Annotated in this window: 21 protein-coding genes, 2 tRNA genes and 2 pseudogenes; 19 read left to right on the top strand and 6 right to left on the bottom strand. The window is 51.6% G+C overall.

The features are described 5' to 3' along the window. Positions 1-49: 49 nt before the first annotated feature. The 6 genes from SIL79_RS17190 (at position 50) to rnd (ending at position 5989) form a co-directional block, all read left to right on the top strand. On the top strand, positions 50-352 hold the full coding sequence (locus SIL79_RS17190) for a hypothetical protein (RefSeq protein WP_143078407.1): 303 nt from the start codon (positions 50-52) through the stop codon (positions 350-352). Then, complete coding sequence (locus tag SIL79_RS17185; RefSeq protein ID WP_039033216.1) at positions 339-1043, top strand: M50 family metallopeptidase; 705 nt, start codon at positions 339-341, stop codon at positions 1041-1043. Before SIL79_RS17190 ends, SIL79_RS17185 begins: the two co-directional genes overlap by 14 nt. A 126-nt stretch (positions 1044-1169) precedes the next feature. Continuing rightward, complete coding sequence (locus tag SIL79_RS17180; protein WP_052247949.1) at positions 1170-2015, top strand: class I SAM-dependent methyltransferase; 846 nt, start codon at positions 1170-1172, stop codon at positions 2013-2015. 21 nt (positions 2016-2036) lie between these two features. Then, positions 2037-2930 carry an alpha/beta fold hydrolase gene (locus tag SIL79_RS17175; protein ID WP_039033215.1) on the top strand — a complete coding sequence of 298 codons (894 nt, stop codon included), beginning with the start codon at positions 2037-2039 and terminating at the stop codon, positions 2928-2930. 204 nt (positions 2931-3134) lie between these two features. After that, the gene (gene fadD, locus SIL79_RS17170; RefSeq protein WP_039033214.1) at positions 3135-4808 is read left to right on the top strand and encodes a long-chain-fatty-acid--CoA ligase FadD; all 1674 of its coding nucleotides are present in this window, start codon (positions 3135-3137) and stop codon (positions 4806-4808) included. Positions 4809-4879: 71 nt separating this feature from the next. Beyond that, entirely contained in the window at positions 4880-5989 is a 1110-nt protein-coding gene (rnd, locus tag SIL79_RS17165) for a ribonuclease D (RefSeq protein ID WP_071476600.1), read from the top strand. Positions 5990-6180: 191 nt separating this feature from the next. Here the strand turns inward: rnd and SIL79_RS17160 are convergent, their stop codons facing one another. The 3 genes from SIL79_RS17160 to gloB all read right to left on the bottom strand — a co-directional run bounded on the left by SIL79_RS17160 (position 6181) and on the right by gloB (position 10515). Next, positions 6181-7731, bottom strand: a complete 1551-nt coding sequence (locus tag SIL79_RS17160; protein ID WP_052247948.1) for a methyl-accepting chemotaxis protein — start codon at positions 7729-7731, stop codon at positions 6181-6183. A gap of 164 nt (positions 7732-7895) precedes the next feature. Continuing rightward, positions 7896-9449, bottom strand: coding sequence for a LysM peptidoglycan-binding domain-containing protein (locus SIL79_RS17155; protein WP_229799924.1), 1554 nt, complete (start codon positions 9447-9449; stop codon positions 7896-7898). Positions 9450-9702: 253 nt separating this feature from the next. Beyond that, complete coding sequence (gene gloB, locus SIL79_RS17150; RefSeq protein WP_039033213.1) at positions 9703-10515, bottom strand: hydroxyacylglutathione hydrolase; 813 nt, start codon at positions 10513-10515, stop codon at positions 9703-9705. Between the two features lie 116 nt (positions 10516-10631). Here gloB and SIL79_RS17145 point away from each other — a divergent pair, with 116 nt between their 5' ends. Both SIL79_RS17145 and SIL79_RS17140 read left to right on the top strand, forming a co-directional pair. Next, on the top strand, positions 10632-11375 hold the full coding sequence (locus SIL79_RS17145; RefSeq protein WP_039033212.1) for a class I SAM-dependent methyltransferase: 744 nt from the start codon (positions 10632-10634) through the stop codon (positions 11373-11375). 5 nt (positions 11376-11380) lie between these two features. Continuing rightward, positions 11381-12295 carry a LysR substrate-binding domain-containing protein gene (locus SIL79_RS17140; RefSeq protein WP_162206572.1) on the top strand — a complete coding sequence of 305 codons (915 nt, stop codon included), beginning with the start codon at positions 11381-11383 and terminating at the stop codon, positions 12293-12295. Here SIL79_RS17140 and rnhA read toward each other — a convergent pair. Continuing rightward, positions 12292-12768: a ribonuclease HI gene (gene rnhA / locus SIL79_RS17135; RefSeq protein WP_071476599.1), complete on the bottom strand. Its 477-nt coding sequence runs from the start codon at positions 12766-12768 to the stop codon at positions 12292-12294. The genes SIL79_RS17140 and rnhA overlap by 4 nt on opposite strands. Before the next feature lie 72 nt (positions 12769-12840). On the opposite strand from rnhA, the gene dnaQ reads away from it, so the two are divergent. From dnaQ to SIL79_RS17100, 7 genes are all read left to right on the top strand, one after another. Then, complete coding sequence (gene dnaQ / locus SIL79_RS17130; protein WP_039033209.1) at positions 12841-13587, top strand: DNA polymerase III subunit epsilon; 747 nt, start codon at positions 12841-12843, stop codon at positions 13585-13587. Positions 13588-13622: 35 nt separating this feature from the next. After that, positions 13623-14915, top strand: coding sequence for a TIGR03503 family protein (locus SIL79_RS17125; RefSeq protein ID WP_405130444.1), 1293 nt, complete (start codon positions 13623-13625; stop codon positions 14913-14915). A gap of 101 nt (positions 14916-15016) precedes the next feature. After that, positions 15017-15093: transfer RNA gene (locus SIL79_RS17120), tRNA-Asp, on the top strand. A gap of 51 nt (positions 15094-15144) precedes the next feature. Then, a tRNA-Asp gene (locus SIL79_RS17115) sits at positions 15145-15221 on the top strand. A gap of 317 nt (positions 15222-15538) precedes the next feature. Continuing rightward, positions 15539-16453, top strand: coding sequence for a hypothetical protein (locus SIL79_RS17110; protein ID WP_233962375.1), 915 nt, complete (start codon positions 15539-15541; stop codon positions 16451-16453). Between the two features lie 79 nt (positions 16454-16532). After that, positions 16533-17537 carry a hypothetical protein gene (locus tag SIL79_RS17105; RefSeq protein ID WP_039033207.1) on the top strand — a complete coding sequence of 335 codons (1005 nt, stop codon included), beginning with the start codon at positions 16533-16535 and terminating at the stop codon, positions 17535-17537. Continuing rightward, positions 17524-18564 carry a helix-turn-helix transcriptional regulator gene (locus SIL79_RS17100; protein ID WP_082014229.1) on the top strand — a complete coding sequence of 347 codons (1041 nt, stop codon included), beginning with the start codon at positions 17524-17526 and terminating at the stop codon, positions 18562-18564. The genes SIL79_RS17105 and SIL79_RS17100 overlap by 14 nt, the downstream gene beginning before the upstream one ends. A 273-nt stretch (positions 18565-18837) precedes the next feature. On the opposite strand, the gene SIL79_RS17095 is transcribed toward SIL79_RS17100, so the two are convergent. Further along, positions 18838-19524 (bottom strand): IS110 family transposase, encoded by a 687-nt coding sequence (locus SIL79_RS17095; protein ID WP_162206575.1) that lies wholly within the window; start codon positions 19522-19524, stop codon positions 18838-18840. Positions 19525-19885: 361 nt separating this feature from the next. Then, on the bottom strand, positions 19886-20908 hold the full coding sequence (locus SIL79_RS17090; RefSeq protein WP_162206998.1) for an IS110 family RNA-guided transposase: 1023 nt from the start codon (positions 20906-20908) through the stop codon (positions 19886-19888). A 190-nt stretch (positions 20909-21098) separates the two neighbouring features. Between SIL79_RS17090 and SIL79_RS17085 the strand changes: the two are divergent. The 4 genes and pseudogenes from SIL79_RS17085 to SIL79_RS17070 form a co-directional block, all read left to right on the top strand. Further along, positions 21099-21773, top strand: a pseudogene (locus SIL79_RS17085) (IS630 family transposase); the annotation flags it as partial. Positions 21774-21876: 103 nt separating this feature from the next. Beyond that, positions 21877-22827, top strand: coding sequence for an IS30 family transposase (locus SIL79_RS17080; protein ID WP_319619655.1), 951 nt, complete (start codon positions 21877-21879; stop codon positions 22825-22827). A 35-nt stretch (positions 22828-22862) separates the two neighbouring features. Next, a pseudogene (locus SIL79_RS17075) lies at positions 22863-23228 on the top strand (IS630 family transposase); the annotation flags it as partial. Between the two features lie 64 nt (positions 23229-23292). Continuing rightward, the gene (locus SIL79_RS17070; protein WP_071477220.1) at positions 23293-23643 is read left to right on the top strand and encodes a hypothetical protein; all 351 of its coding nucleotides are present in this window, start codon (positions 23293-23295) and stop codon (positions 23641-23643) included. The last annotated feature ends 358 nt before the right edge of the window (positions 23644-24001 follow it).

Raw genomic sequence — 24001 nt, 5'->3', positions numbered from 1 at the left:
GGGTTAACTGCCTCATGGGCTTGGGGCAAACGGAGAGCAAAGCAGTATCATGATGATCAAGCAGACGGGACATCCGGGTGCAGTTCAAAGTCTGTCGCAGGCGGTAGCCGGCAATAGACCTCCGGAGCGTGCCCAGCAAACCGTTGAGACTCAAAATGAAATCCTTGTCAGCCCATCCAGACAGTTGCTCGAGTTTGACAGCCAAGCCCTTAATGACAAATACCAGCAAAGAGAGCAACTGAAGCGGGAAACTGCCGGTCATTCAGACGCAATCGCCCTCTATCTCCATACTCAACACGCCGCGCAGCGTGACGCTATTTCAGCCATGGTGGGCATAGATGTCTACGCCTGATAGCCCCGCCGATAACGCGTTTGTAAAACCTTGCCATTCTGCGCAATTACCGGGAAGAGGCCAGTTTCTGCTGGAACTCTTGCTGGCTTTGATGTTGACTCATTTGCCCTATGTCTCAGTGCCTTTCAAATGGCTGGAAAGCTATTTTCATGAGTTGTCCCATGCGCTGGCAACGCTGTTGAGCGGCGGGATTGTCAGCCATATCCAACTCTTTCCGAATGGCGCCGGTTTCTGTTTCAGTCAGGGCGGTTGGCCGCTCCTTATCGGCTTCAGTGGTTATTTGGGCGCGGCCTTTTGGGGCTGCCTGCTTTACCACCTGGCCACTTGGCCGCGGGGGATCCGTGTAAGTTTTGCCTTTATCGGCGCCTTGGTGCTGCTCACCATACTGCTGTGGGGACGGGACTTACTTACCCTGAGTATTCTCATTAGTCTGAGTGTATTGTTTCTGCTGCCGTTGAAATTTGGCGGCAACCGACTGCTCAGCGGTAGCCTGCGTCTGGTGGCCTTGATGGTGATGCTCAATGCGCTCGCCAGCCCTGCCGTGTTGCTGGGGCTGGACGACAGGGGGGATGCGGTATTGTTGGCCGAGCACAGCTGGGTGCCTGCGTTCGTCTGGGTATTGCTGTGGTTCGCTTCCGGCTTATTGGCGCTGCTGCTTTGCTGGCGCCGCATAGATGGAAAATCAAACTGATCCTTGGCAAGTCTGCCGCTCACTGTTAGCTTGAACTCCAATTTTATTTGGCACCAGTGCGTGCCAAAAAGTCGTGTCGGCGGGTCTGTTGCCGCAGCATAAGTCCAGATTCAAAGGAGAAGGGAAATGGAATACAAGCAATTCAATCGTAAGCTGGCAACGCCGCTTGGCAAGGCTTTGCTGGTGGCTGGCATGCTGCTTGGCAGCGGTGCGGCGCAGGCCGGCGAACAGGCGTTGCTGGAGGCGGTTAACAGTGACTTTCGCCGGGAAGCCAATGTCGAGCGCGACCAATATCGTCATCCAGAACAGACGCTGGCTTTTTTCGGGATCACGGCGGAGCAAACCGTGATTGAACTCTGGCCCGGCGGCGGTTGGTACACAGAAATCCTGGCGCCCATGTTGGCGGATAAGGGGCAGTATATTGCCGCCGGTTTTAACACAGAGCCGCAAGAGGACACCCCGGGCAGCCGTTATCGGGCCAAAGCGGGCAAGCGTTATCTTGAATGGCTGCAAGCTCACCCCAAAGAGCTCGGCAAAATCAAACAGGTGGTTTTGGATCCTCCAGCACAGGTAAAACTGGGAGAAGATGCCAGCGCCGATACGGTACTGACGTTCAGAAACCTGCATAACTGGGCCAGTCAGGGGCAACTGCAAACCGTGTTTCAGGCTGCCTTTAATGTGCTTAAAGATGGCGGCGTCTTTGGAGTGGTTGAGCACAGGGGCAAAGCCGGTAATGGCCCTGACAGCGGTTACATGATGCAGGATGAGATGATAGCACTGGCAGAAAAGGTCGGCTTCACCTTGGAAGCCAGCAGTGAGATCAATGCCAATGCCAAGGACAGTAAGGATTACCCTAAAGGCGTTTGGACCTTACCGCCGACATTGCGATTGGGTGAGCAGGACAGGGACACTTATCTCAAGATAGGAGAAAGTGACCGTATGACACTAAAATTTATCAAAAAAGCGAACTGATACACTGACAACAGAGGCATTATGTGGCAACCTTCCGCCCCCGTAAAAGCACTGAAGCTCCCGCTGCCGCACCTCACGCTGGCGGCACAATGCTGGGGAGCGGAGGATAAGCCGCTGTTACTGGCATTGCATGGATGGCTGGATAACAGTAACAGCTTTGCCCCTTTGGCCGAGAAGCTGATGAATGATTATCGTATTCTTGCCATCGACTGGCCGGGACATGGTTTATCGGATCACAGGCCAGGGCGTTATCCGCTGCACTGGATTGATTATCTGTATGATCTTGAGCTGCTGCTGGGCAGCTTGGCCGGTGATGCGCCAGTCACTTTGTTGGGGCACTCGCTGGGAGGGATTGTCGCCAGTGCTTATGCCGCAGCGTTTCCTGAGCGTGTCGATAAGTTACTGTTGATTGAAGCCTTTGCTCCTCTCTATGAGGCGGTGGAGCAGGCTAAACCCAGGCTGAGAAAGAGCTTTGCTGCCCATAAGCGTATGCTCGGCAGCAAACGTAGCCAAGTGGTTTATGACAGTATTGAACCGGCCATCAAAGCCAGAGTGCAGTTGACCGGACTGGCCGAGCCTTGGTCCAGATTATTGGTGACGCGCAATATGCAAATTGATGCATACGGCGCCAGATGGCGCAGCGACCCAAGGCTAAGGCTCGACTCGCCGATGCGACTTTGTTTTGAGCAGGTAGCATCCCTGATGCAGGGAATAGCCATCCCCAGCTTGCTTATCACGGGTGAGCAAGGATTTCCCGGATTGGTGCAGAGTTTACCCCAGGCCCGCGCCTGGTACAGCGAGTTGCAAGTAGTGCAACTCCAAGGGGATCACCATCTGCATATGGAGAATGCCGATGAGGTAGCGCAAACTCTGGCCGGATTTCTCCAAGGTAGAAAATCCAATCCGGGGGACTAGGCAAATAAAAGCTTTTATGTGATGATGATCAAAATTTTAAACGCCCGTATGATTTTTGCGGCGCGAAAGTTAACTACCAAGAGTCGAGGCCCAAGGCCTTAATAAGAACTTTATAAAAATACTCAGTGCTTTGCCCGCAGACGCTGCGGGCTTTAACGACAGAGAGAGTCGTTTCCGCTGAAGACGGAATTTTAGGAGAGATTTGTGGACCAGCCCTGGATTAACAGTTTGCCTGCCGACGTGCCTGCCGAAATTGATACCAGCCGCTATGCTTCCTTGCTGGAGATGTTGGAATCAGCGGTCAATACTTACGCCGATCAACCCGCCTTCGTTAATATGGGCGCAACCCTGACGTACCGAAAACTGGAAGAGCGCAGTCGTGCCTTTGCCGCCTATTTGCAAAATGATCTCAAATTGCAGAAGGGCGATCGGGTGGCGATCATGATGCCAAACCTGCTGCAATACCCCATCGCTCTGTTTGGTGTGTTGCGAGCAGGCATGGTTGTGGTCAATGTCAATCCGCTCTATACCCCGAGAGAACTCAAGCATCAGTTGGTCGATTCTGGCGCCAAGGCGATAGTGGTAGTGTCCAATTTTGCCAGCACGCTGGAGCAAGTGGTCGATCAAACTCCGGTCAAAAACGTGATTATCACTGGGCTTGGCGATCTTTTGAGTACCCCAAAGGGTACCCTGGTTAATTTTGTGGTGAAGTATATTAAGCGCCTGGTGCCCAAATACTCATTGCCACACGCCATATCCATGCGTCGTGCGCTTCGGGCGGGTAAAAAGGCGCAATACGTCAAGCCTGTGGTCAAGAGTGACGATATCGCCTTTTTGCAGTATACCGGTGGTACTACAGGCGTTTCCAAGGGGGCCATGCTCAGCCATGGCAACATAGTTGCCAACGTATTGCAGGCCAACGGTGCCTATGCCCCTTTGCTCAACGACGGCAAGGAGTTTGTGGTAACCGCCTTGCCGCTTTATCATATTTTCGCCTTAACTGTGAACTGTTTGCTGTTCCTGCATAAAGGCGCCAACAACTTACTGATCACCAATCCCAGGGATATCCCGGGATTTGTGGCCGAACTCAAGAAAACACCTTTCACTGCTCTCACTGGGGTGAACACCTTGTTTAACGCCCTGGTCAACAGTGAAGAGTTTGCTGCTTTGGACTTCTCCCGCCTCAAACTCTCGATTGGTGGCGGTATGGCGGTGCAGCGCGCCGTGGCCGACAAATGGCAGAACATCACCAAGACCCGCTTGCTCGAAGGCTATGGCCTGACCGAAGCTTCACCTCTGGTTGCTTGCTGCCCTTATGATTTGGCCGGTTACAACGGCTCTATCGGCTTGCCTGCGCCCTCGACACAAATTCAAGTGCGTAGCGATGATGGTCAGGTGTTGCCTCAGGGGGAGACGGGCGAACTTTTTGCCAAAGGGCCTCAGGTGATGCTTGGCTACTGGCAACGTCCGGAAGAAACGGCCAAGGTGATCGACAAGGATGGTTGGCTGGCCACAGGCGATATCGGCTATATGGATGAAAAAGGCTTTTTCTATATTGTCGATCGCAAGAAGGACATGATCCTGGTTTCCGGCTTCAACGTTTTCCCCAATGAAGTGGAAGAGGTGGTGGCCTTGCATCCCAAGGTGGTTGAAGTAGCCGCCGTGGGTGTGCCACATGAGGTCAGTGGTGAACTGGTGAAGATTTTTGTGGTTGCAAAAGACAAATCTTTGACCGAGAAAGAGCTTATCAAACACTGTCGCCATCATTTAACAGGATATAAGGTGCCGAAGCTGATAGAATTCAGGGACGAATTGCCGAAAACCAATGTAGGAAAGATCCTGCGCAGAGAACTCAGAGATGAGGCCAAATCTGCATAATATAGAGAGCCGGCGCCAGCCGGCTCTTGTGTTTCCGAGACCTGGAAACTCGCGCAGGATGGGAGTTGAAGTTGCAAGATTACCTGTATGTAAAAGATGACGCCACCCTGGCACAGTTGGTAGCTCAATACCGTGAGGCTGAACTGCTGGTGCTGGATACCGAATTTGTACGCACCCGCACTTATTATGCTTGTTTAGGGCTTATTCAGGCCTATGACGGCAAGACTCTGGCGCTGATAGACCCTTTGGCCATCTCGGATCTGTCGGGCTTCTGGGCCTTGTTGACCGATGAGAAAATCACCAAGTTGTTGCACTCCTGCAGTGAAGACTTGGAAGTGTTTGCCCGCCAGGGCTTGTGCCAGCCCAAGCCTTTGTTTGACAGCCAATTGGCGGCGGCCATTGCCGGCCTGGGTCATGGCCTGGGTTATGCCAAGCTGGTGCATGAATGTCTGGGAGTGGAGCTTGACAAGGGCGAGTCCCGTACTGACTGGCTAAAAAGGCCGTTATCAGAGGCGCAGCTCAGCTATGCCGCCAATGATGTCTATTATCTTTACCAACTCTATCCTCAGTTGCAGCAGAAACTGCAGCAGCAGGGCAGGATTGAGTGGGCATTGGAAGAGAGTCAACGCATGACCGAAGGGCGTCTGGATCCGCCGGATGAAGACACGGCCTATCTTAGGGTCAAGAACGCCTTTCAGTTGAGTACACCCCAATTGGCTGTGCTCAAGGTACTGGCGGCCTGGCGTTTGCGTAAGGCGTTGGCAAAGGATATGGCGCTGGGTTTTGTCATGAAAGATCATGCCCTTATCGGTTTGGCCAAACGCCAGCCCAGAGGGATCAATGACGTGCTTGCCATGAAAGAGCTGACGGATCATGAAAAGCGTCTCTACGCCAAAGACGTGCTCAAGGTTATGGCCAAGGCGGATATGAGTAATCTACCTGAGCCCTTGGATGTGCTGGCGCTCAAACCAGGGTACAAGAGCGCTTTCAAGAGCATTAAGCAGTGCTTGAGCGAGGTTGCAGAATCCGAAAGTGTGCCTATGGAGTTGCTTGGCTCCAAGCGCCATATTCATGAATATCTTGAGTGGATATGGGACGGTAAACAGGGACCCACTCCCTTGGTGTTGCTGGGATGGCGCGGCCAACTTGTAGCTGATAAATTGGCGAAATTGGCTCTCTGATCCAGGTTTGACTTATATTACTTTGGTACTTAGATACACTTGACTGGTAAATTTTTGGCATTCCCTTCAGGGAGCCGCGTTGTATGTTTTAGCGCGGTTTCCATGAGGGGAATGCCATAGATAAACACAGGTGTTTTTACACGCTTTGGCAAATGGCGCCTACCTGGAAAAATAACGCCGTTGCTTTGTTGTCAAAACTGGGCGATGAGCTCTTTTTGACGTTCGCTTTGCCTGGTGAGTTCCTTTCCGTGATGGCTTGCGGCTTCACTGTTATCGGTTAAACAGCCAACGCCCTGTTGTAACTGTTCTGAATGGCGGTGTAACTGTTCTACCACACAGGCTTGCTGCTCGGTGGCAACGGCTATTTGCTGGCTATGGGCGGCAATTCGGCCCAGTGCACTGGTGGCTTCGTCCAACCGTTGCGCCAACTTTTGCTCCAGTTGCAGACTTTCTTTGGTCAGTTGCTGGCTGCGCTCCATCTCGGTCACTGTCTGGCGACTTTGCAGACTGAGCTCGGCAATAATTTGATGTATTTCACCGGCGGATTCAGAGGAGCGCATTGCAAGGTTACGTACCTCATCGGCCACTACGGCAAATCCGCGCCCGGCTTCACCGGCTCGGGCCGCTTCGATAGCCGCATTGAGCGCCAGCAGATTGGTTTGATCAGAAAGTTGTTCAATCACTTCCAGCACAGTGTTTATACTACTGCAGCGTTTGTCCAATGCCAGCAACTGTGCTTCAACCTTCGCAAGCAGAGCGGTGACTTCGCTGTTGGCGGCGCGGCTGGCGACCAGAGCTTCTAGAGTGTGGCGGTTGCTTTGTTCAAGTTCAGTCACCTCGTTGGCCGTTTCGGCTGATGTATCAGCAATCTCGGTCACGGCACCTCTGAGCTCGTTGATGGCATCACCTTGCTGTTTCAGAGCACCGGTTTGCTGTGACAGTTCGCGGTAGTTGGCATCGACGGCGGCCTGATGGGCACTTAAACTGTTATCGAGGATCTCACCGCTGTCTTTTATCCGTCCTGTGATGGCGAATATCTCGGCCTGCTGCATTCTCAAACTCAATTCCAGCTCGGCGAGTTCATCTGTGCTGTTGCAGTAAATAGCCTGCATCAGTGGATTATTCTGTACTCCGCGGCTGAGTTGACTGACATTATTTAACCTTTGTTTGAGCCTGAAAAGACTCCAGCCCATCAAAGTTGCCGCTGCGCTGACCGGCACAAGTAGCCAGAGACCGCTTAGCCAGGGCAGGGTCACCAGGGATAGCAGTGATGCGCCCCAACAGAGCGCTAGCTTTGCCGTTAGCCCTATTCGAAAGCGTGGCAGTATCGATTTTCCTTGATTGATGGCCTGGTAGCAGTTTTCGGCTCTGGCGATAAGCTCAGGGCTCGCCTTGGTACGTACTGATTGATACTCAACTATTTTACCCTTGCGGCGAATCGGGGTGACGTAGGCGTTGACCCAGTAGTGACCGCCGTCTTTGCGGCGATTTTTAACCAAGCCCATCCAGCTGTTGCCATTTTTGACTTGATGCCAGAGATCGGCAAACGCCGCCTTGGGCATATGAGGATGGCGCACTATGTTGTGACCATGCCCCAAGAGTTCCTCACGAGAAAAGCCGCAAAGATCAATAAATTCTTGATTGATATGGGTGATGCGCCCTTTGAGATCTGTGGTGGATAGAATGCGGGCATCTTCCGTCACAGGTGTTTCAATGTCGGTAATGGGCAAATCTCTGTTCATCGTGTTTGTTTAAGCTGGATTAATACAGCGGACGATTATCAACAAAGAGAAGTGTCAAATTTGTGACAGGGCACGAATGGATTATGATTGTAATATAATAACTTGCAAAAGTTTGAACAGGATCATAAGCGGCACCTTGGGTGCCGCTTGAGTAGGAGTTTTTATCAGGTCTTGACCCGGGTCACGTCCACGAATAGGGTCAACATCTGTCCGGGTTGCAGGTACTTACTGGCTTTGAGCTGGTTCCATTCCAGCAGATCATTCACACTGACATTGAACTTGCTGGCGATTCTTGCCAACGAATCACCGGAGCGAACCTTATACTTCACGGTGCGCATTACGGCGTTGGCACTCTGGGATTTGCCGGAAGCTTTAGTCCAGATGGTCAGTTGTTTGCCGGGACGCAGCGGCGTTTTGGTCGAGATCCCGTTCCATTTCACCAGCTCGTTGACACTGACGCCATTATCCTTGGCTATCTGCCACAGGGAATCACCGGACTTGACCAGGTAGCTGCGTTTGCTCTTGCCGGACTTATTCTGACCCAGGCGTTGCTCCTTGGAGAGCGGGTAGGCCGATGCGTCCTTGAGGGCGACCGGGATCAACAGGTGCTTGCCAGCGACAATATTGTTGCCACTAATGCCGTTGACCGAACGAATAACATCGATACTGGTATGATGCTTCTTGGCTATTACTCCAAGAGAGTCACCCTTGCGGATCTTGTATCTGAGCCAGTTGAGGCGCTCGCTTGGCGCTGTACTGGCCAGGGCGATTTCAAACTCTTTGGCTTTGTCCAGCGGCAGTACCAGCTTGTGTGGCCCTTCCGGCGCTGTGGCCCAGCGATTGAAGCCTGGGTTGAACTGTTGCAGTTCATTGACTTCCATACCGGCAAGGCGCGCTGCCAGGGCCAAGTCTATCTGGCTGCCGACATCGACCACTTCCAACTTCTGTTCGTTGGCGATCGGTGTCAGTTGGATACCATATTTATCGGCATTTTTGACGACATCTGCCAGTGCCAGCAATTGCGGAACATAACGCTCGGTTTCCTTGGGCAGCGACAGCGACCAGAAGTCGGTAGGCTGTCCCTTTTGGCGGTTGCGCTTGACCGCATTCAACACCCGACCTTCGCCTGTGTTATATGCAGCTATGGCATAGAGCCAGTTCTCGCCGGTCTTGTCGTAGAGGTATTCCATCATATTCAGCGCTGCGGTTGTGGCTGCCGGAACGTCGCGGCGTCCGTCATACCACCAGTTGATCTCCAGACCAAAATGCAGCGCCATGGGCGAGGTAAACTGCCATAATCCTGAGGCGGCACCATGGGAGTAGGCGAAAGGATCGAAGGCACTTTCCACTATCGGCAGCAGTGCCAGCTCCATCGGCAGTTTGCGCTCTTCTATCTGCTCGACAATCAGATACATAAAGGGAGCAGCCCGTTCGGAGATCTGCTCCAGGTGTCTTGGATTATCTATGTACCATTGACGGTATTGGCGCACCAGCTTCTCATCGGGAACCGACATATTGAGTTGGTTGCGGATCCGCTGCCACACGTCAGTGACAACAACTTCCGGCTCGCTGATGACTTGTGGAGCCTGAGTAATGATCGGAGCCGGGGTGGCCTTAACCGGCGTTTCGGCAGTAGACTCCGGCGCTTGAGACAGCAGCTGACAGCCGCCAAGCAGGGAGAGGCTCCCCGCCAATATAAAAAATCTGATTTGCTTCAAAAACAGCAATCCTCGAATGATGGCCTGAACAGACAGGCAAACGCACATCAAACGGAAACCCGGGATAGGCCTGGTCCCTTGGCCCGGGATTGTACCTTGGGTGATACTTTTACCCTGGTTTGGTTTCCGTGGTGAAAAAGAAGCGCCGTTACTGAAAGCCAAGTATTATTATTTAAAACAATTAGATAAATATATCTTGGCTGAGCGTTGTCATAATAACGACACAAAAAGGCGGCTTATTGTAACCCGGTTTTCAGAAATTGTCTTTCCATTGCCTGAGAACTGCAAAGCGGCTCACGGGATCATGGCAGGGCTGACCGCTGTGGGATTCGAGCCTGCTCTGCAGTGTGTTCTTTTGGCAGCGCATAAAGGGGTTGATGGCCTTTTCACGACCAATAGTGGAGGGGAGTGTAGGCTCTTGCTGCTCGCGCAGCGCTTCGGCGGCAAGTTGGTAGTCAGCCAGTGCCTGGTTGTCCGGCTCAACGGCTTTGGCAAAACGCAGATTGGCCAGAGTATACTCATGGGTGCAATACACCTTGGTGCTGTCATCGAGGGCAGCAAACTGACTCAAAGAATGGTACATCTGCTCGGCGCTGCCTTCAAACAGGCGACCGCAGCCGGCGCAGAATAGGGTATCGCCGCAAAACAGCGCATCGTCAATCAAATAAGCGATATGATCCAGCGTGTGCCCGGGAACCTTAAATACCCGGCATTCAAGAGCAAATCTACCTTGCCCTGGCTCAAGCCGATATTCACCTTCCTCTGTTAGTGGCTGGGTAATGCCTTTGATGGCCGGATTGGCTGGTCCGTAAACCGGGAGCGAGTCAAAAGTTTCCGTCAATGCCGGAATGCCACCGGTATGGTCGCTGTGGTGGTGAGTTATCAGTACTCCGGCTAAAGTCAGGTTATTTCGCGCCAAAAAAGCCAATACCGGCACGGCATCACCCGGGTCGACCACCCAACAACTATCACCTTGGGGCGCCACTATGGCCCAGATATAGTTGTCATCGAAGGCGGCTATGGGCGTTATCTGAGGCTGGGGATGGGTGATATGGACGTTGGACATAAGCTCAAGGCTCCTTTAAGTCGGCGGGATCAGTTTCAATTTTACTGAGCCTCATACTTGCTTGTATAGGGGATTCGTTATTAAGCTGAGGCTAGAATGGCTTAACCGGAGTATCTATGCCTCTCTCGTCTGAGTCCAGACCCAGTTCCTGGGATAGTTTGCCCGCCGGTGAGACTATCAAACGTGAACTGGAAAGCAAACTGGCCTATTGGTGGCCCAGGGTGTTTGGTTATCATCTGTTGCGCCTGGGTGCCTTAAGCCGCGAACTCGAGATCAAAAACTGTCCGGTCTGGCATCAGTTCTCCCTCTTCCCTGATAAAGGTGCTTCGATAGTTGCCGATTTTGCCTCGCTACCGTTGGCGCCGGCCAGCATAGATGCAGTAGTGATGAACCTGGTGCTGGAGTTTGAGGCAAACCCTTACCGGATTTTGCGTGAAGCCGACAGGGTGCTGGTCAGCGGCGGCTATCTTTTTATAGTAGGAATTAACCCCTTCAGCTGTGCCTTTTTTGGCAAGTTGCTGCCCAGATTTCAGCAGGCCTTACCCTGGAGCGGCCATTTCTTTATGCCGGCCAGGATTAAAGATTGGCTCGGGCTCCTGGGGTATCAGGTGGTGCATGACGAGCGGCTCTTATACCATTCGCTGCTCAGCGAATCCGCGCCGTTGAAAATATGGCATCATTGGCAGCAAAAATGGCTGCCGGGTACCGGCTCTCTGTATCTGTTGGTGGCCCGCAAGCTGGATTCGCCGTTAACCCCCTTGGGGGATAAACGCCGCCAGCGGATCCCAGGTTGGCAACCCACGCCGACGCCGGGATTCTCCGGCAGACAATTGGAGCGCGACACTAAAGAAGAGCAATAATTTTAATGCGTATTACCCTGAAACAGTTGATGATTTTTGAAGCCGTGGCTCGCAGTGGTCAGGTAGTTAAAGCGGCCGAGCGGGTTAACCTCTCCGCGCCGGCCACATCTATGGCGTTGTCGGAACTTGAAAAGCAGCTCGATACCCGCTTATTCGAGCGTATAGGCAACCGCTTGCAACTTAACTCTCAAGGCAGCCTACTGCTGCCTCTGGCCAGCGATGTACTGCAGCGCATCGAGCGCATAGAGCAGGCGTTTACCCCGAATAATCACGAATTGGCCGGTATGTTGAATGTCAGCGCCAGCTCTACCATAGGTAATTTTCTGCTGGCCAAGGCGGCGGTGGCATTCAGCCAGCAACATCTTCAGACTCAGGTCGACTTGGCGATAGACAATACCCGCAAGGTTATTCGCGATGTGGCCGAGTTTCGCGCCGAGTTGGGCTTCATTGAAGGTTACTGCCTCGATAGTCGAATCGTCGTGCTACCCTGGCATCAGGACTGTCTCAAGGTATTCTGCCATCCGGCGCACCCGCTGGCGGGAAGCAAGGTCTCGCCAAGCGAGCTCAAGGGGCTCTCCTGGGTATTGAGAGAAGAGGGCTCAGGCACCCGGGAGTACTTTGTCGATGCTGCCAACCGCCTTGACCTGCAGCCAGAGGCCCGTTTCTGTTTTCCAACTCCCGATGCCATCAAACAGGCGGTGAAGCAGGGCGCCGGGCTCGGAGTTTTGTCCGAGCTGACACTGGATAAAGAGCTGGCCCGTAGAGAACTGGCGTTGGTTGAGGTGGAGGGGCTGGCGCTTGAGCGGCCGTTTTACCTTATTCGCCACAAGAGCCACAGCCTGACGCCATTGGCGCAGGCCTTTATCGACTTTTGCGGCAAATTTTTGAAACTCAAGGCAGTCGCGGACAAAGGGATTTAGAGGCTGGCCTGATAACCCTTATCGATTGTGGCAGGGTTGGCCTCGGCGGCTTCGCGGGCCAGGGCATCGCAACGCTCGTTCTCCGGGTGTCCGGCGTGGCCCTTGACCCAGCGCCAGTCTATCTGGTGTTGTTGCGTGGCCTTATCCAGCCGCTGCCAGAGATCGACATTTTTCACCGGCGTCTTGTTGGAAGTGACCCAGCCTTTTTTCTTCCAGCCGTGGATCCATTGGGTGATCCCCTGGCGCATATATTGGCTGTCGCTGGTCAGCACGATTTTACAAGGCTCTTTCAGGCTTTCCAGCGCGATAATGGGGGCCAGCAACTCCATGCGGTTGTTGGTTGTCAGGGCAAAGCCACCGGAGAGTTCTTTGGTATGTTGTTTATAGCGCATGACGACACCATAGCCGCCGGGGCCGGGGTTGCCCAGGCAAGAGCCATCGGTGTATATCTGGATCTGTTTCAGTTCGCTCATCAAGTTGTTACCATATCCGGCAAATGCGGGCGAGTATACCCGTAAATTCACTCAGGAAGCTGCAAAAAATAGATGAATATCATATCGAATGCCAGTCGGCAGATCATTCTTGATACCGAAACCACAGGTATGAACCAGGGCGCAGGCCCCGTCTATCAGGGCCACAGGATCATTGAGATAGGTTGCGTGGAAGTGATTAACCGCCGCCTGACAGGTCGCACTTTCCACCAATACATCAACCCGGGCCAACCCATTGATGAAGAAGCGATTGCGGTTCATGGTATTACCAATGAGAGAGTGGCCAACGAACCCAGATTCCATGAAATTGCCGCCGACTTTATCGCCTTTATTCAAGGGGCTGAGATTGTTGCGCACAACGCCTCGTTTGACGTGAGCTTTATGGATCATGAGTTTTCCATGACCAATCCCAGGGGGCCGGTGACGGCGGATATTTGTCAGATCCTCGACTCCCTGGCCATTGCCAAGTTTTTACACCCGGGGCAAAAGAACAATCTGGACGCCCTGTGTAAGCGCTACCATATAGACAACTCCCGTCGTGAATATCACGGCGCTTTGCTCGATGCCGAGATCCTTGCCGATGTATATCTGGCGATGACAGGTGGCCAGACCAAGTTCAACCTTTCCAGCGATCAAGCAGGGCAGGAAGCCGGTGGCATCATGCGTCTCGATACCAATCGCGCAAAACTTAAAGTGATCGCCGCATCGGCCGATGAACTGAATATGCATGAGCAAAGGCTCGATTTAGTTGCAAAATCAGGCAAGTGCCTCTGGCGCGACGAGCCACAACCTATGGATTGAAGCAAATAATGGGATTGAGACCAGCGCTGGGCCTCATGGCGTGTCTGCTGCTTGGCTTTGGGGGGGCGACAGCTGCCGAGATTGTCCCCAAGGAACAGGCTTCTGAGCTTAAGAATCGTTTTCGGATCGATCATATGGTCGACAGAATCGTACTGCTGGTGCAGCGGGAATACGGCTCCGCCCCTGTGGTGGTGGTCTTGCCCGATGGCAGTAAATGGTATGCCTCGCGTCACCCGGAGAATGTCAAATGGACCGATGGGGTTACAGGCGACATGATTTCGGTGGAAAACCCTGTGCCCGGCCCTTGGCAGCTCATTGGTAAAGTCGTGCCCGGCTCGCAAATTACCCGGGTGTCAGAGTTGGGTATTGAGGTGGATGAGCTGCCTCAACCTCTTTATCAAGGTGAGCGGCTTAAATTGACCGCCCATCTCACCGGTGATTCGCTGAGAATGCGGCTGCCTGGGCTTGAATATCTATTGAGATGGACCGCGCGTTTTGCCTCTTCCCATCAACCTGGAGATGAAAACTTTGCTGCCGGTACCCTGATTGTCGGCAGTTATCAGGATAATGGTGAAGCGCTGGATGAAAGGCCTGATGATGGCACTTTCACTGCAAACATTAACCTCAACCAGCCCTGGGGGGATTACACCCTACAGGTCAATGTGCAAAACGATGTGTTTGAACGGGAGTATAAACAGGCATTTAGGCTGGAGCCTAGTCCTGTGGATATCAAGGTGCTGGAGCCGGACGATCCTCTGACTCAGCCCTGGGGCCTAATGCTGAGGGCCAACCCTGATATTCTGCGCCTTGAGGAAACCTATTTTGATATTGAACTCTTGGGACCGGCCGGGTTGCAATTACCGCTTACTGTACGTCAGCCCAAGGAAGGTAGCACACAGCTTGTGTTGCCCCAAGTGAGTGATTTTGGCAGTTACCGCATCAAGGGTACTGTCTTCAGTACAGATAAACAGGGAAGGGAACTGGTATTGAGCCTGCCGGAGCGTTTCTTCAATTTCGTTGAGCCTCCCAAGCCGCCACCGAGCGCCGAAGAGATGGCCGCCAGGGCTGCAGTAATAGCAGCCAAAGAAGAGGCGGCAGCCAAAGAAAATGCCCTTTACCTGATCATAGGCGGTAACGTTTTGCTACTGCTGTTTGGGGTCGGCGCCATTCTGTTTTGGCGCAAGCGCCAGAGTTTGAAACAGGCCTTGGCTGTGGCTGAGGACCAAATGCTGGAACAGCAGCAGTCCAGGCCTGAGGTTGATACTTTACCGGAGATCGATTTGACCTTGCCGGATGAAGATGAACAAAAATCAAACAGAACACTTTGATTATTAGTAGTTTGCTGTTTTTTTGGCTGCTTGAGAGCCGATTAAAGAAAAAGTTGTTGACGCTGGCATAGGCTCTACGTATTATTCCCGGCAACTTGAGTGGAGCGGTAGTTCAGTTGGTTAGAATACCGGCCTGTCACGCCGGGGGTCGCGGGTTCGAGTCCCGTCCGCTCCGCCAATCAAGTCAGCCAGTTAAAACTTTATTGCCCAGGTGATAAAGCAGAATTTTGGAGCGGTAGTTCAGTTGGTTAGAATACCGGCCTGTCACGCCGGGGGTCGCGGGTTCGAGTCCCGTCCGCTCCGCCAACATTCATCAAGCCTAAGCTTTTAAATAGCTTGGGCTTTTTGATTTTTACGCTTTCCACTTCCTCATGTCGCGGTTTGTGACCGTGACCAATTCGTGACCATTCGGTGACCCAAACCCAGTTTTGGCCGAGTGTCATTTCCTTAGCGCTTGCCTCTTTCAACATCAGCGATTTTGCCAGTTTTGCGCCGGTCGCATTGCCTTCCTTTGAAATGTGAACAAGATATTTCGAGTACCTTGTCATCAAGCTAGTTTATTGCGACACATATTGACGCATAGGCATGTATACTTAATCCGTAAAATGAATAAGGAGCAGGCTATGTGCGGTTTATGTTTGGAGCAGGGGTTTGTCTATCGCTTCGTCACCGAAGGGTTCGATGCGGTTGAGAAGGCAGACCCAGAGTTTCCGCATTACTGGTTTGAGTTCAGCAATGATTGGGTTGCCATTATCGAACGATTCAAGAAGCAACCTGACTCCGCTCTGGATAATCGAGTGCTGTGGGCCAGGCTCTTTATCACTTGTTTTGAAAAACCGCTGAGTGAAAGACAACGGGCCCTTTGGAACCATCTTTCAGAAGATCTTGCAGGAGATTTACCCGAATATCCCACACTGTCGTTTCAGCTTGATGAGGCGAGTCAATTCCCGCTCGGGATCGCGGCTTACATCGGTCAGCAAGGGCTTAATCATACGGCCTTGCTTGCCGAGGCGACCGCTCTGCTGGAGCGCCATCTTCTGCGTGCCCATTTCTGTGTCACCATGCTTAATTGCCTGGGTGTCAACAGTGGTTGGGAACTTGGCGATAAGGAGTATGGCAAAAATCGAGATATATTCCTGGATTCTTGCTGGCATGAGTTTCGTCACCGGCTGTTTGCCTGCGCTCTGCTGCTTACCTGGGCGCCAGAAAGCAGCACTCTCCAACGTTTTGCCGTTGCCTCGCCTCACTATGTGGTGGATTTTCTCGCGCTGGAATACCGACTGCAGCGTTGGCTGCTGCAGCTTTGCTATCGCGTAAAGGGCGCGGCCTTTTTAGCCGACAATGCGGCGTCCTTGTTGCCGGAGCATCTGCTTTATTTACTGCAAACTGCCTTAGCCAATGTGAGCGAAATCAGTGCGGTCAGTCAGGCTTACCTCACTGCGTTAGAAGGGCAAATGGTTTTGCATCCTCCGCACTATGGTGAGCAGGCCTTAAGGGAGGCATTTGAGATGCTTTCACAACGTGCCTTGAGCCGGTAATCACAATTCATTCCCCATAAGCAGCCCCCATAAGCAGCTTTGCGAATTCGCTATGGCAAACTTTCAGAAGGAAGAGAAAATGCGGTCAAAAACCTCATCACAGTATGCTACGGCATTGCGCGACTATCTGCTGGCTAAGCACAGGGTTGGCAGGCTTGAAACTGCCTATCGCAATCACGAAAGCCTGTGGGTGCAGGAGTGCGTCGATTTGGCTGAACTCGCCGACTGGCTTAGGGATGAAGACTACAATCCCTGGGGTGACTTTTGGGATGTCACTGCGCTTGGCCGGATGGTATTTGAGTGCTGGGACAATCCGCCTTGCCAGGGGGCGCGAGAAATTCTGATGCTTTGCAGCACTCGAAGAGGTAAAGAGAGTATCAGCAAAGACTCGCCTTTTTATCCATGGTGGAAACGCTTTGTTGAAGGGCGCCAAAGTCTGCTGAGCTGGCTTTGCGAAGATAAAGGGGCAGATTTTAATCCGGCTGAACTGCTCTTTCATGCCGAAGCGCTGCTCGACAAGCATTGGCGACGCACCGAAAAGCGTTGCAAAAGGTACTCAGGCGATCCGCGGCTCTTATTAGCAACGCCGTGGTTTTTGACCAAGCAACATCAAAGCAGCTTAACACTTCCTAAAAAGCCATCACGCTCGCAGATGCCGAATAAGGCATTTGCAAAAGACTTTTTGCCGCTGATGCTGGCGGCAAGGCTGGTGATGCACTTTTTTCCGCAAAGCGGCTTGCTGCAAGGGCTTGCGCTGCAAAGTCAGTATCAGCCTAAAACCAACGAGGAGTATGAGTTGTACTTAAGGCGCTTGCTGCTCAAACATCAGGTCACACGGGATGGTGCGGGCTTTATCAAACGGCATCTGCTGGCCTTTAGCGGCGAAGAACTCTTGTATCTGTGCGATGTTGCCAAGCTCGCTGACGATGAGCTTAAGCAGATTGTGACGCTGTTTGATGCAATGCACGATCCCGACCTACATTGGGATGAATATCTTGATAAATCAGAATATCTTGAGTACTTTCAGCGCTTGTTTCCAGCGGCATTTCAGCACAGGGATGAGGTGAGTCATGTCATCGAATAAAGCCGGCGATACGGCGAACAGAATGCTTTGCTTGTGGCAATTGTTGCCCGAAAAGGGCAACGGTGTGGATGTTGCCGGCTTGATTGCCAAGCTTGGCGCCATGGGTATTGAAGCGCAAACGCGCACAGTGCAGCGGGATCTGAATGCGTTGGCGCAGCGCAATTTGGCACTCTCAACACAAGATGGCCGTAAGTTTCTTTGGCATCGCCGTGAGCCTCCAAAGCCGATGACACAGGCGGAAGCCCTGACTCTGATGCTGTTTGAGCCCATGCTGGCCGTGATGCCCAAGCAGATGAAGCAAGGGCTTTTGGATAAATCCGCCGAGGCGAAGGCGCTGCTTGCCAAGGCAAAAGTCCCGTACAGCAATAAAATAGCCTGCTACTCGGGGGACAACGTATATCAATCGCCGGAAGTTGACGATTCGCTGCTTACGGTTATTCAGGAAGCACTGCTTGCTGACCACTGCATTGAGGCCAGTTATCAGGCAACCCAAAAGGCGGAAGCCAAAACCTACCTGCTTGTCCCTTTGGCGCTGGTGCTGCGCGGTCGGGTACTGTATCTGGTGGCTAGTGAAGCAGACCAGGACCGCAGCGATACAAAAAGGGCGTTAGGCAGTGAACGCCGCGCTCAACCCAGTGCGCCAAAACTCTTTGCCATACACAGATTTAAGCAGGTTGAACGCAGTTTTGAGCGCTACCCGCGGCCAGCGAATTTTTCGTTGAGTGAATACCTCGATTCCGGTGCCATGCAGTTTTCTGATGGTGGCCGTATTCACCTCGAAGCCAATATTCAACCGCAGTTGCAATTCTATCTCAACGAAACGCCGCTCAGTGACGATCAAACTCTCACGCCCCTTGAGGATGGTCGCTGGCGCCTCTCCGCCACGGTATTTGATGGCTGGCAGCTTAAATGGTGGCTTAAAGGGCAGGGGGCCAATATCGAAGTGATATCCCCCGAGCCACTGAGAGCAAGTATGATTGCGTCCCTTGAGAAGGCGCTGATGGCCTACAAAATGACAACGCTGTAAAAAATGTTTGATGGCCGTTTTTCTGCGACACAAGTTGACGCAAAGCTTTGCACAACAACAGGCGGAAGTCGCTTTTCGTCCTTGTTCATTGTGTGGAGCACCTTATGCCTCAATCGACTTTAACGGATACCGAGCCGGTATTTTTATCCGCGGATAATCTCGCCACCACAATTAATGCGCCGCAGATCCTGGTGATAGGGGTGGGCGATCTGGGTTGTTACATAGGCGCGCATCTGGTCAAACAACATCAGGCGGGAGTGGGTGGACTGCTGGTCAGTCGCAAGCCAAGCCTGCTGAGTACCAACGCCAGCTTTCTGCCAGGCTTTGCAGTTCCAATTCCAGCCGTTGCAAGCGCTCATAGCGCTCGGTAACGATATGAATGTAATGCTGAAAGGTGATTTTAGTAGCACTTTGTGGAAAGCTGATATCCGCCAGGTGGCGTCGATAGGCCTCGGTCCAGTTTTGCCGACCTGTGCAGGGATGACTATGACGCAGCAGAAAGGATTTCAGCCGTTGCCGTGCCTGGCGCAAATCGAGTATGGCATCTTCCCGGCAGCGGATAAGGTCGCGGATAGCTTCATCCCGCTCATCCGGAACATAAATAGAGTGCAAATCGCCGCTACGCGCTAACCTGGCCAATGTCATGGCATCGCGTTTATCGGTTTTGACCCGGTCGCCCGGAGCTTTGGGGATGAGTGCCGGCGCTACCACCCAACATTCAATGCCACGGCGCAACAGATGACGATAGAGCCAGAAGCCACAGGGACCGGCCTCATAGATAACACAGATCTTACTGGTCTTGGCTGTTTGATTTTTAATGAGTTTATCGAATGAACGCAGGTTGGTTGGGATTGTGCCATGGTAATGCACTGTCTCAGCAGACTTATCAGAAACCCAGGCCACGTCAGTGGTCTCCTTGTGTACGTCCAACCCGATAAAAAGTGTGTTAGCTTTAGACATGTCGGCCTCCTGTGATTGTTTGCCTATTGGATCAACAAACAGTGTGGCTCTGGTTTAACTAATCCACGAGAAAACACGGAGGCCGACACCTGCACAGGGAATCATTATGTCTAGGATAGGTAAATTTCATAAGAACACTAAATAGCTTATATGGACACCTCTCCGATGCAAGCACCGGCAGGTCTCTTTCTGACAAAGTAGCCACACACATATATCCGGCTTCGTGAGCCCTGATGAACATCCGTACTCTCTGTCCTCATTAGTGCCATGGCTTTTAGCAGCCCAGCTATTTGTCAGGTTCACAGAGAGTCGGTTCTACCTGTCAGCACATCAACTCTTTGGACTTATTAAAATCAGTTAGTTACTTAACGATATACTCTGTTTTTTGGTTTATTAGCGCCCACGCTATTCGGGCATTTTTGTTAGCCAGCGCCACTACAGCTTTGTTTACGCCACTTCGGGCAATAATACCTTTCAGCCACCGCTGGAGACCTCCACATCGTTCTTCCGGAAGGTTGATGACCCGGTAAACCACTGAGCGGGCGCCATGAATAAGCAGTCCTCGCAGATAACCATCTCCGCGTTTTGTTATCCCGAGTAGTCTGACTTTACCACCACTGCTGTGCTCCTTCGGAACCAGCCCCAGATAGCTGGCAAAATGCCGGCCATTCTGAAAATCAGCGCTGTCGCCCAGAGCTACCGTCAAGGCTGAAGCCCCTAATGGCCCGATACCAGGTATGCTTTTCAGTCTGAGGGTATCCTCATTTTGCTGGCTGATAAGCGCAAGGCGCAGATCCAGAGTTTTAATCCGCTGCTGATTGTCCTGAAGTTCCTGCAACATCTCATGGAACAGCTCCCGGCTGAGCGTGGTGAGCTCATTTTCTGCATCCTCCAGGTGCTCAGGCAGGTGGGTCATAATTTTATAAGCCCCTTCCGGTATGGCGATACCGTATTCCAGGCCTAGCCCCCGTATCTGGTTAATCAGCGCAGTTTTGTTTTTCATCAGCCGCTGGCGAACCCGGTGCATACACTGAATATCCTGCTGTTCAATAGACTTCTCCGGCACATAGCGCATACCCGGGCGACTGTCAGCTTCGACAATTGCAGCTGCATCATTTTTGTCATTTTTACTGCCCATTCTGAAGGGGGCAACATATTGTGGACTGATTTGTTTAACTTCATGTCCGTATTGCCTGAACTGGCGTGACCAGTAATTTGCACTGCCGCACGCTTCCATCACAATACGGGACGGAGGCTGCTGAACAATAAACGCCGTCAATTTTTCACGGGTGATCATTTTATTCGCTTTCTTCTCACCCTGCGCAGATACGATATTCACCTGAAAAACTCGCTTTGCCAGATCAATTCCGATAATTTGTTCCATGGGACACCTCTTCATATTGCTGTTGGTTTGCACTTACAGCATGGCTCACTGAAGTCTTTGTGGGGAGGTGTCCATTTCATTAGTTCCTAAATGTAGATCACTGAGTTTCGAAAATAGAAGGAACTTGGCTCGATTCAAGCGATCTGATCAATCGCCAAACCAACCAACTCACACAAACCGAGCCGAGATCATGATTCTAACATTACCAACCCGCTCTGAAAGACGTCGAATACAAAAAAAGATGTATAAAACCAGAGATAAAGACGAGTGCCGTCGCCTGAATGCCATTCTCTTGTTGGCATCTGGACGTACTGTTACTGAAGTATCAGGCTTGATAGCTGCGGCGCGTTCTTCAATCAACAGATGGGTCAGTTGGTACACTGAATGTGGCATTGAGGGGCTGGAGTCTTCAACCAGAGGCCGTTCCTGTGTGCTTCCTTTCCAACAAATAACGAGTGTAATCAAACTACTGCTTCAATTGTCCCCCCAAGAGCTTGGATACCAACGTTCCCGCTGGAGTACTGAATTAATAGCTCTTGAGGTTAACCGCTTATTTTCGCTGCAGGTTCATTCCTCAACGATTCGGCGGTGGTTGCCTAAACTTGGCGTTGTTTGGCGTAGAGCCGCTCCCACCTTGCATATCAAAGATCCTCATAAAGATGAGAAGCTTGCGGAAATTAAGGCAGCTTTGAAGCGTTGCAATATAAACCATCCCGTATTTTATGAAGATGAAGTTGATATCCATCTCAATCCAAAAATCGGCGCAGAATGGATGCATAAAGGCCATCAAAAACGAGTGACAACGCCGGGACAGAATAGCAAACGATACTTGGCAGGTGCGCTACACACAGGAACGGGGAAAGTCCCGAATTCAGATATAAGTGCACCACTCATGGTTAAACGGTGAGGAGAGATCAACTGCCTGTTGGTGATACTCTGTAGTCGCCAAACAAACATGAGTAGTTACCATGAATTACAAGCAGTTGATCGAGGGACAACGATACCAGATTGAGGCCTATTTACGCGAGGGTTTCAGTTATCGGGAGATAGGAAAACGTCTGAAAGTAAGTCACAGCACAATCAGCCGGGAAGTAAATCGCAATCGAATTCGGGATAACCATTACTTGCCGGAAGTCGCTCAGGCGAAGGCATTAAAACGCCGTTGTCAGTCCGCGAAGTCTAGAATATCTGGACTGACCATCACCTTTGTTGAGTTCGGTTTCAATGAGAAGTGGAGTCCGGAACAAATAGCCGGTGTCGGTAAAATCATCGGATATAACGTCAGTCACGAGTGGATTTATGGCTATGTCCAGCGTGATAAATTATGCGGCGGCAAGTTGTACAAACAGCTACGCCAGAGTCACCGAAGATACCGTAAAGGTAACCGCGCGAAGCGTGTGATTATCCCGAATCGCGTAGGCATAGAGCATCGTCCCGCTATCGTGAACAAGAAAAAGCGGTTTGGGGACTGGGAAGCTGACACGGTTCTGGGCAAGCAAGGTACGGGCGCGATTGTCAGCCTGGTTGAGCGAAAAAGTAAGCTGTACCTGATACGCAAAGTGCCAGCGAAAAGCGCAGCCGATGTGGCCCGGGCCATGGTTGGTATGCTGTGGAAATATCGAGGTTATGTTCGAACTATCACTGCGGACAACGGCAGCGAATTCTGTGACCACGAACAGGTCGCAGAAAAGCTTAAAACGGATGTCTACTTCGCTAACCCTTATTCGTCCTGGGAACGCGGACTGAATGAAAACTTCAACGGTTTGCTGCGGCAATACATACGGAAAGGCACCGATTTGCGGACGGTAACAGATAGGCAAATTAGTGAGATTGAACGGGCATTAAATGCCAGACCGAGAAAGTGCCTCGGCTTCAGGCAACCTGTTGCGGTATTCAATGAATTACGCAAAGCAGCCTAATTTAGCGAGTGGTGCACTTCGGAGTTGAATTCGCGGTCAGTTATGTCGCCAGTTCCAGCAAAGATTCTATGCTATTTCTTTCAATGCTGAAATTGCTCAAAAGACAGTACAGACGAGCCCAAACGATTACGCTCATTATCGATAACTACATCATCCACAAGAGTAAAAAGACTCAAGCTTGGCTCAAGTAAAACCCAAAGTTTATCTTGTTGTTTCAGCCAGTTTACTCACCTTGGGTCAACAAAATAGAGCAGTTGTGGCACGCACTACATGAAACCGTTACCCGAAACCATCAGTGCAAAAACATCTGGAAGTTGATGGAGCGGGTTAAGTATTTTATGGACCATGCTTCACCATTCCCTGGTGGCGGGCATGGTCTCATGAAAGTGGAGCACAATTAGGATCACTTATTTAGTTTTGATTTCTGTTCTTGTTCAATCATCTCCAAGCTACGCGAACGATTGGATGGAACAGCTCAAGCGTGTTTATGCCTGGAGAGAAGTCTCCGTACTTTGTCACGCCAAAGCACCAACATACCAGGATGATTGGAACAAGATGAAGCTCATTCAAGATAAGCAGATCATCATTTGGCAACGTATGATTAGGGATGGGCTCAGAGCGGCCTTGGCCCCAGAGCAAAGAGCAACGTTTTGGTTTGAACAACTGGAAAACCTTGCCCAGGTCTGGGCACCAACACAAGTGAGAGGGATGGATTGCGGCCCAAGTGATATAGAGTTTGTGGGAAAGCGAATGATGGCTGATCCGACATTCGCAAGTGCATTAGATATGGTTGTTCAGGAAAGCAAGGGACGATAGGAAAGGGAGATTAGGCCCTTTAGAAGGGGGCCAACCCCTTCTTTTCGTTATTAAACGGTAGATCTGATAAAAAGTGCTCGCAGTTTTTAATCCCATAGAGTCTATCTGTCATGATGAGTCCGTTTCTCTATATTGCTTATAGTTCGTGATTGTCAGCGAGTATAACAAAGGCTAAACCGATGAAAAGGGCTATCTTGATGGGGAATTTACAGTAACCGGCTCTCTGCATTATCCAACTTCAATAGGCCCGGCATGGCTTCAGTCAGATGCCTTGAACGCCAATTGCTGTGCAAGCCACTCTTTACCTCAAGAGAGTGCTACGAGGACTTATTCGCACCTTCCTTAGTTTTGTTCATTT

It is taken from the genome of Shewanella indica (assembly GCF_033842865.1).
Lineage (GTDB): Bacteria > Pseudomonadota > Gammaproteobacteria > Enterobacterales > Shewanellaceae > Shewanella > Shewanella indica.
Note: the sequence above shows the minus strand (reverse complement) of the source record. Positions and strands in the feature narration are given on the sequence as shown.

Excerpts from the sequence above, each read along its gene's own strand:
- rnhA (WP_071476599.1), bottom strand. The coding sequence starts at position 12,768 with ATGAGCGAACTGAAACAGATCCAGATATACACCGATGGCTCTTGCCTG.
- SIL79_RS17175 (WP_039033215.1), top strand. The coding sequence starts at position 2,037 with ATGTGGCAACCTTCCGCCCCCGTAAAAGCACTGAAGCTCCCGCTGCCG.
- SIL79_RS17145 (WP_039033212.1), top strand. The coding sequence starts at position 10,632 with ATGCCTCTCTCGTCTGAGTCCAGACCCAGTTCCTGGGATAGTTTGCCC.
- SIL79_RS17190 (WP_143078407.1), top strand. The coding sequence starts at position 50 with ATGATGATCAAGCAGACGGGACATCCGGGTGCAGTTCAAAGTCTGTCG.
- SIL79_RS17160 (WP_052247948.1), bottom strand. The coding sequence starts at position 7,731 with ATGAACAGAGATTTGCCCATTACCGACATTGAAACACCTGTGACGGAA.
- SIL79_RS17125 (WP_405130444.1), top strand. The coding sequence starts at position 13,623 with ATGGCGTGTCTGCTGCTTGGCTTTGGGGGGGCGACAGCTGCCGAGATT.
- SIL79_RS17110 (WP_233962375.1), top strand. The coding sequence starts at position 15,539 with ATGTGCGGTTTATGTTTGGAGCAGGGGTTTGTCTATCGCTTCGTCACC.
- SIL79_RS17185 (WP_039033216.1), top strand. The coding sequence starts at position 339 with ATGTCTACGCCTGATAGCCCCGCCGATAACGCGTTTGTAAAACCTTGC.
- SIL79_RS17095 (WP_162206575.1), bottom strand. The coding sequence starts at position 19,524 with ATGTCTAAAGCTAACACACTTTTTATCGGGTTGGACGTACACAAGGAG.
- SIL79_RS17140 (WP_162206572.1), top strand. The coding sequence starts at position 11,381 with ATGCGTATTACCCTGAAACAGTTGATGATTTTTGAAGCCGTGGCTCGC.
- SIL79_RS17180 (WP_052247949.1), top strand. The coding sequence starts at position 1,170 with ATGGAATACAAGCAATTCAATCGTAAGCTGGCAACGCCGCTTGGCAAG.
- dnaQ (WP_039033209.1), top strand. The coding sequence starts at position 12,841 with ATGAATATCATATCGAATGCCAGTCGGCAGATCATTCTTGATACCGAA.
- SIL79_RS17090 (WP_162206998.1), bottom strand. The coding sequence starts at position 20,908 with ATGGAACAAATTATCGGAATTGATCTGGCAAAGCGAGTTTTTCAGGTG.
- SIL79_RS17080 (WP_319619655.1), top strand. The coding sequence starts at position 21,877 with ATGAATTACAAGCAGTTGATCGAGGGACAACGATACCAGATTGAGGCC.
- gloB (WP_039033213.1), bottom strand. The coding sequence starts at position 10,515 with ATGTCCAACGTCCATATCACCCATCCCCAGCCTCAGATAACGCCCATA.
- SIL79_RS17105 (WP_039033207.1), top strand. The coding sequence starts at position 16,533 with ATGCGGTCAAAAACCTCATCACAGTATGCTACGGCATTGCGCGACTAT.
- SIL79_RS17100 (WP_082014229.1), top strand. The coding sequence starts at position 17,524 with ATGTCATCGAATAAAGCCGGCGATACGGCGAACAGAATGCTTTGCTTG.
- SIL79_RS17070 (WP_071477220.1), top strand. The coding sequence starts at position 23,293 with ATGGAACAGCTCAAGCGTGTTTATGCCTGGAGAGAAGTCTCCGTACTT.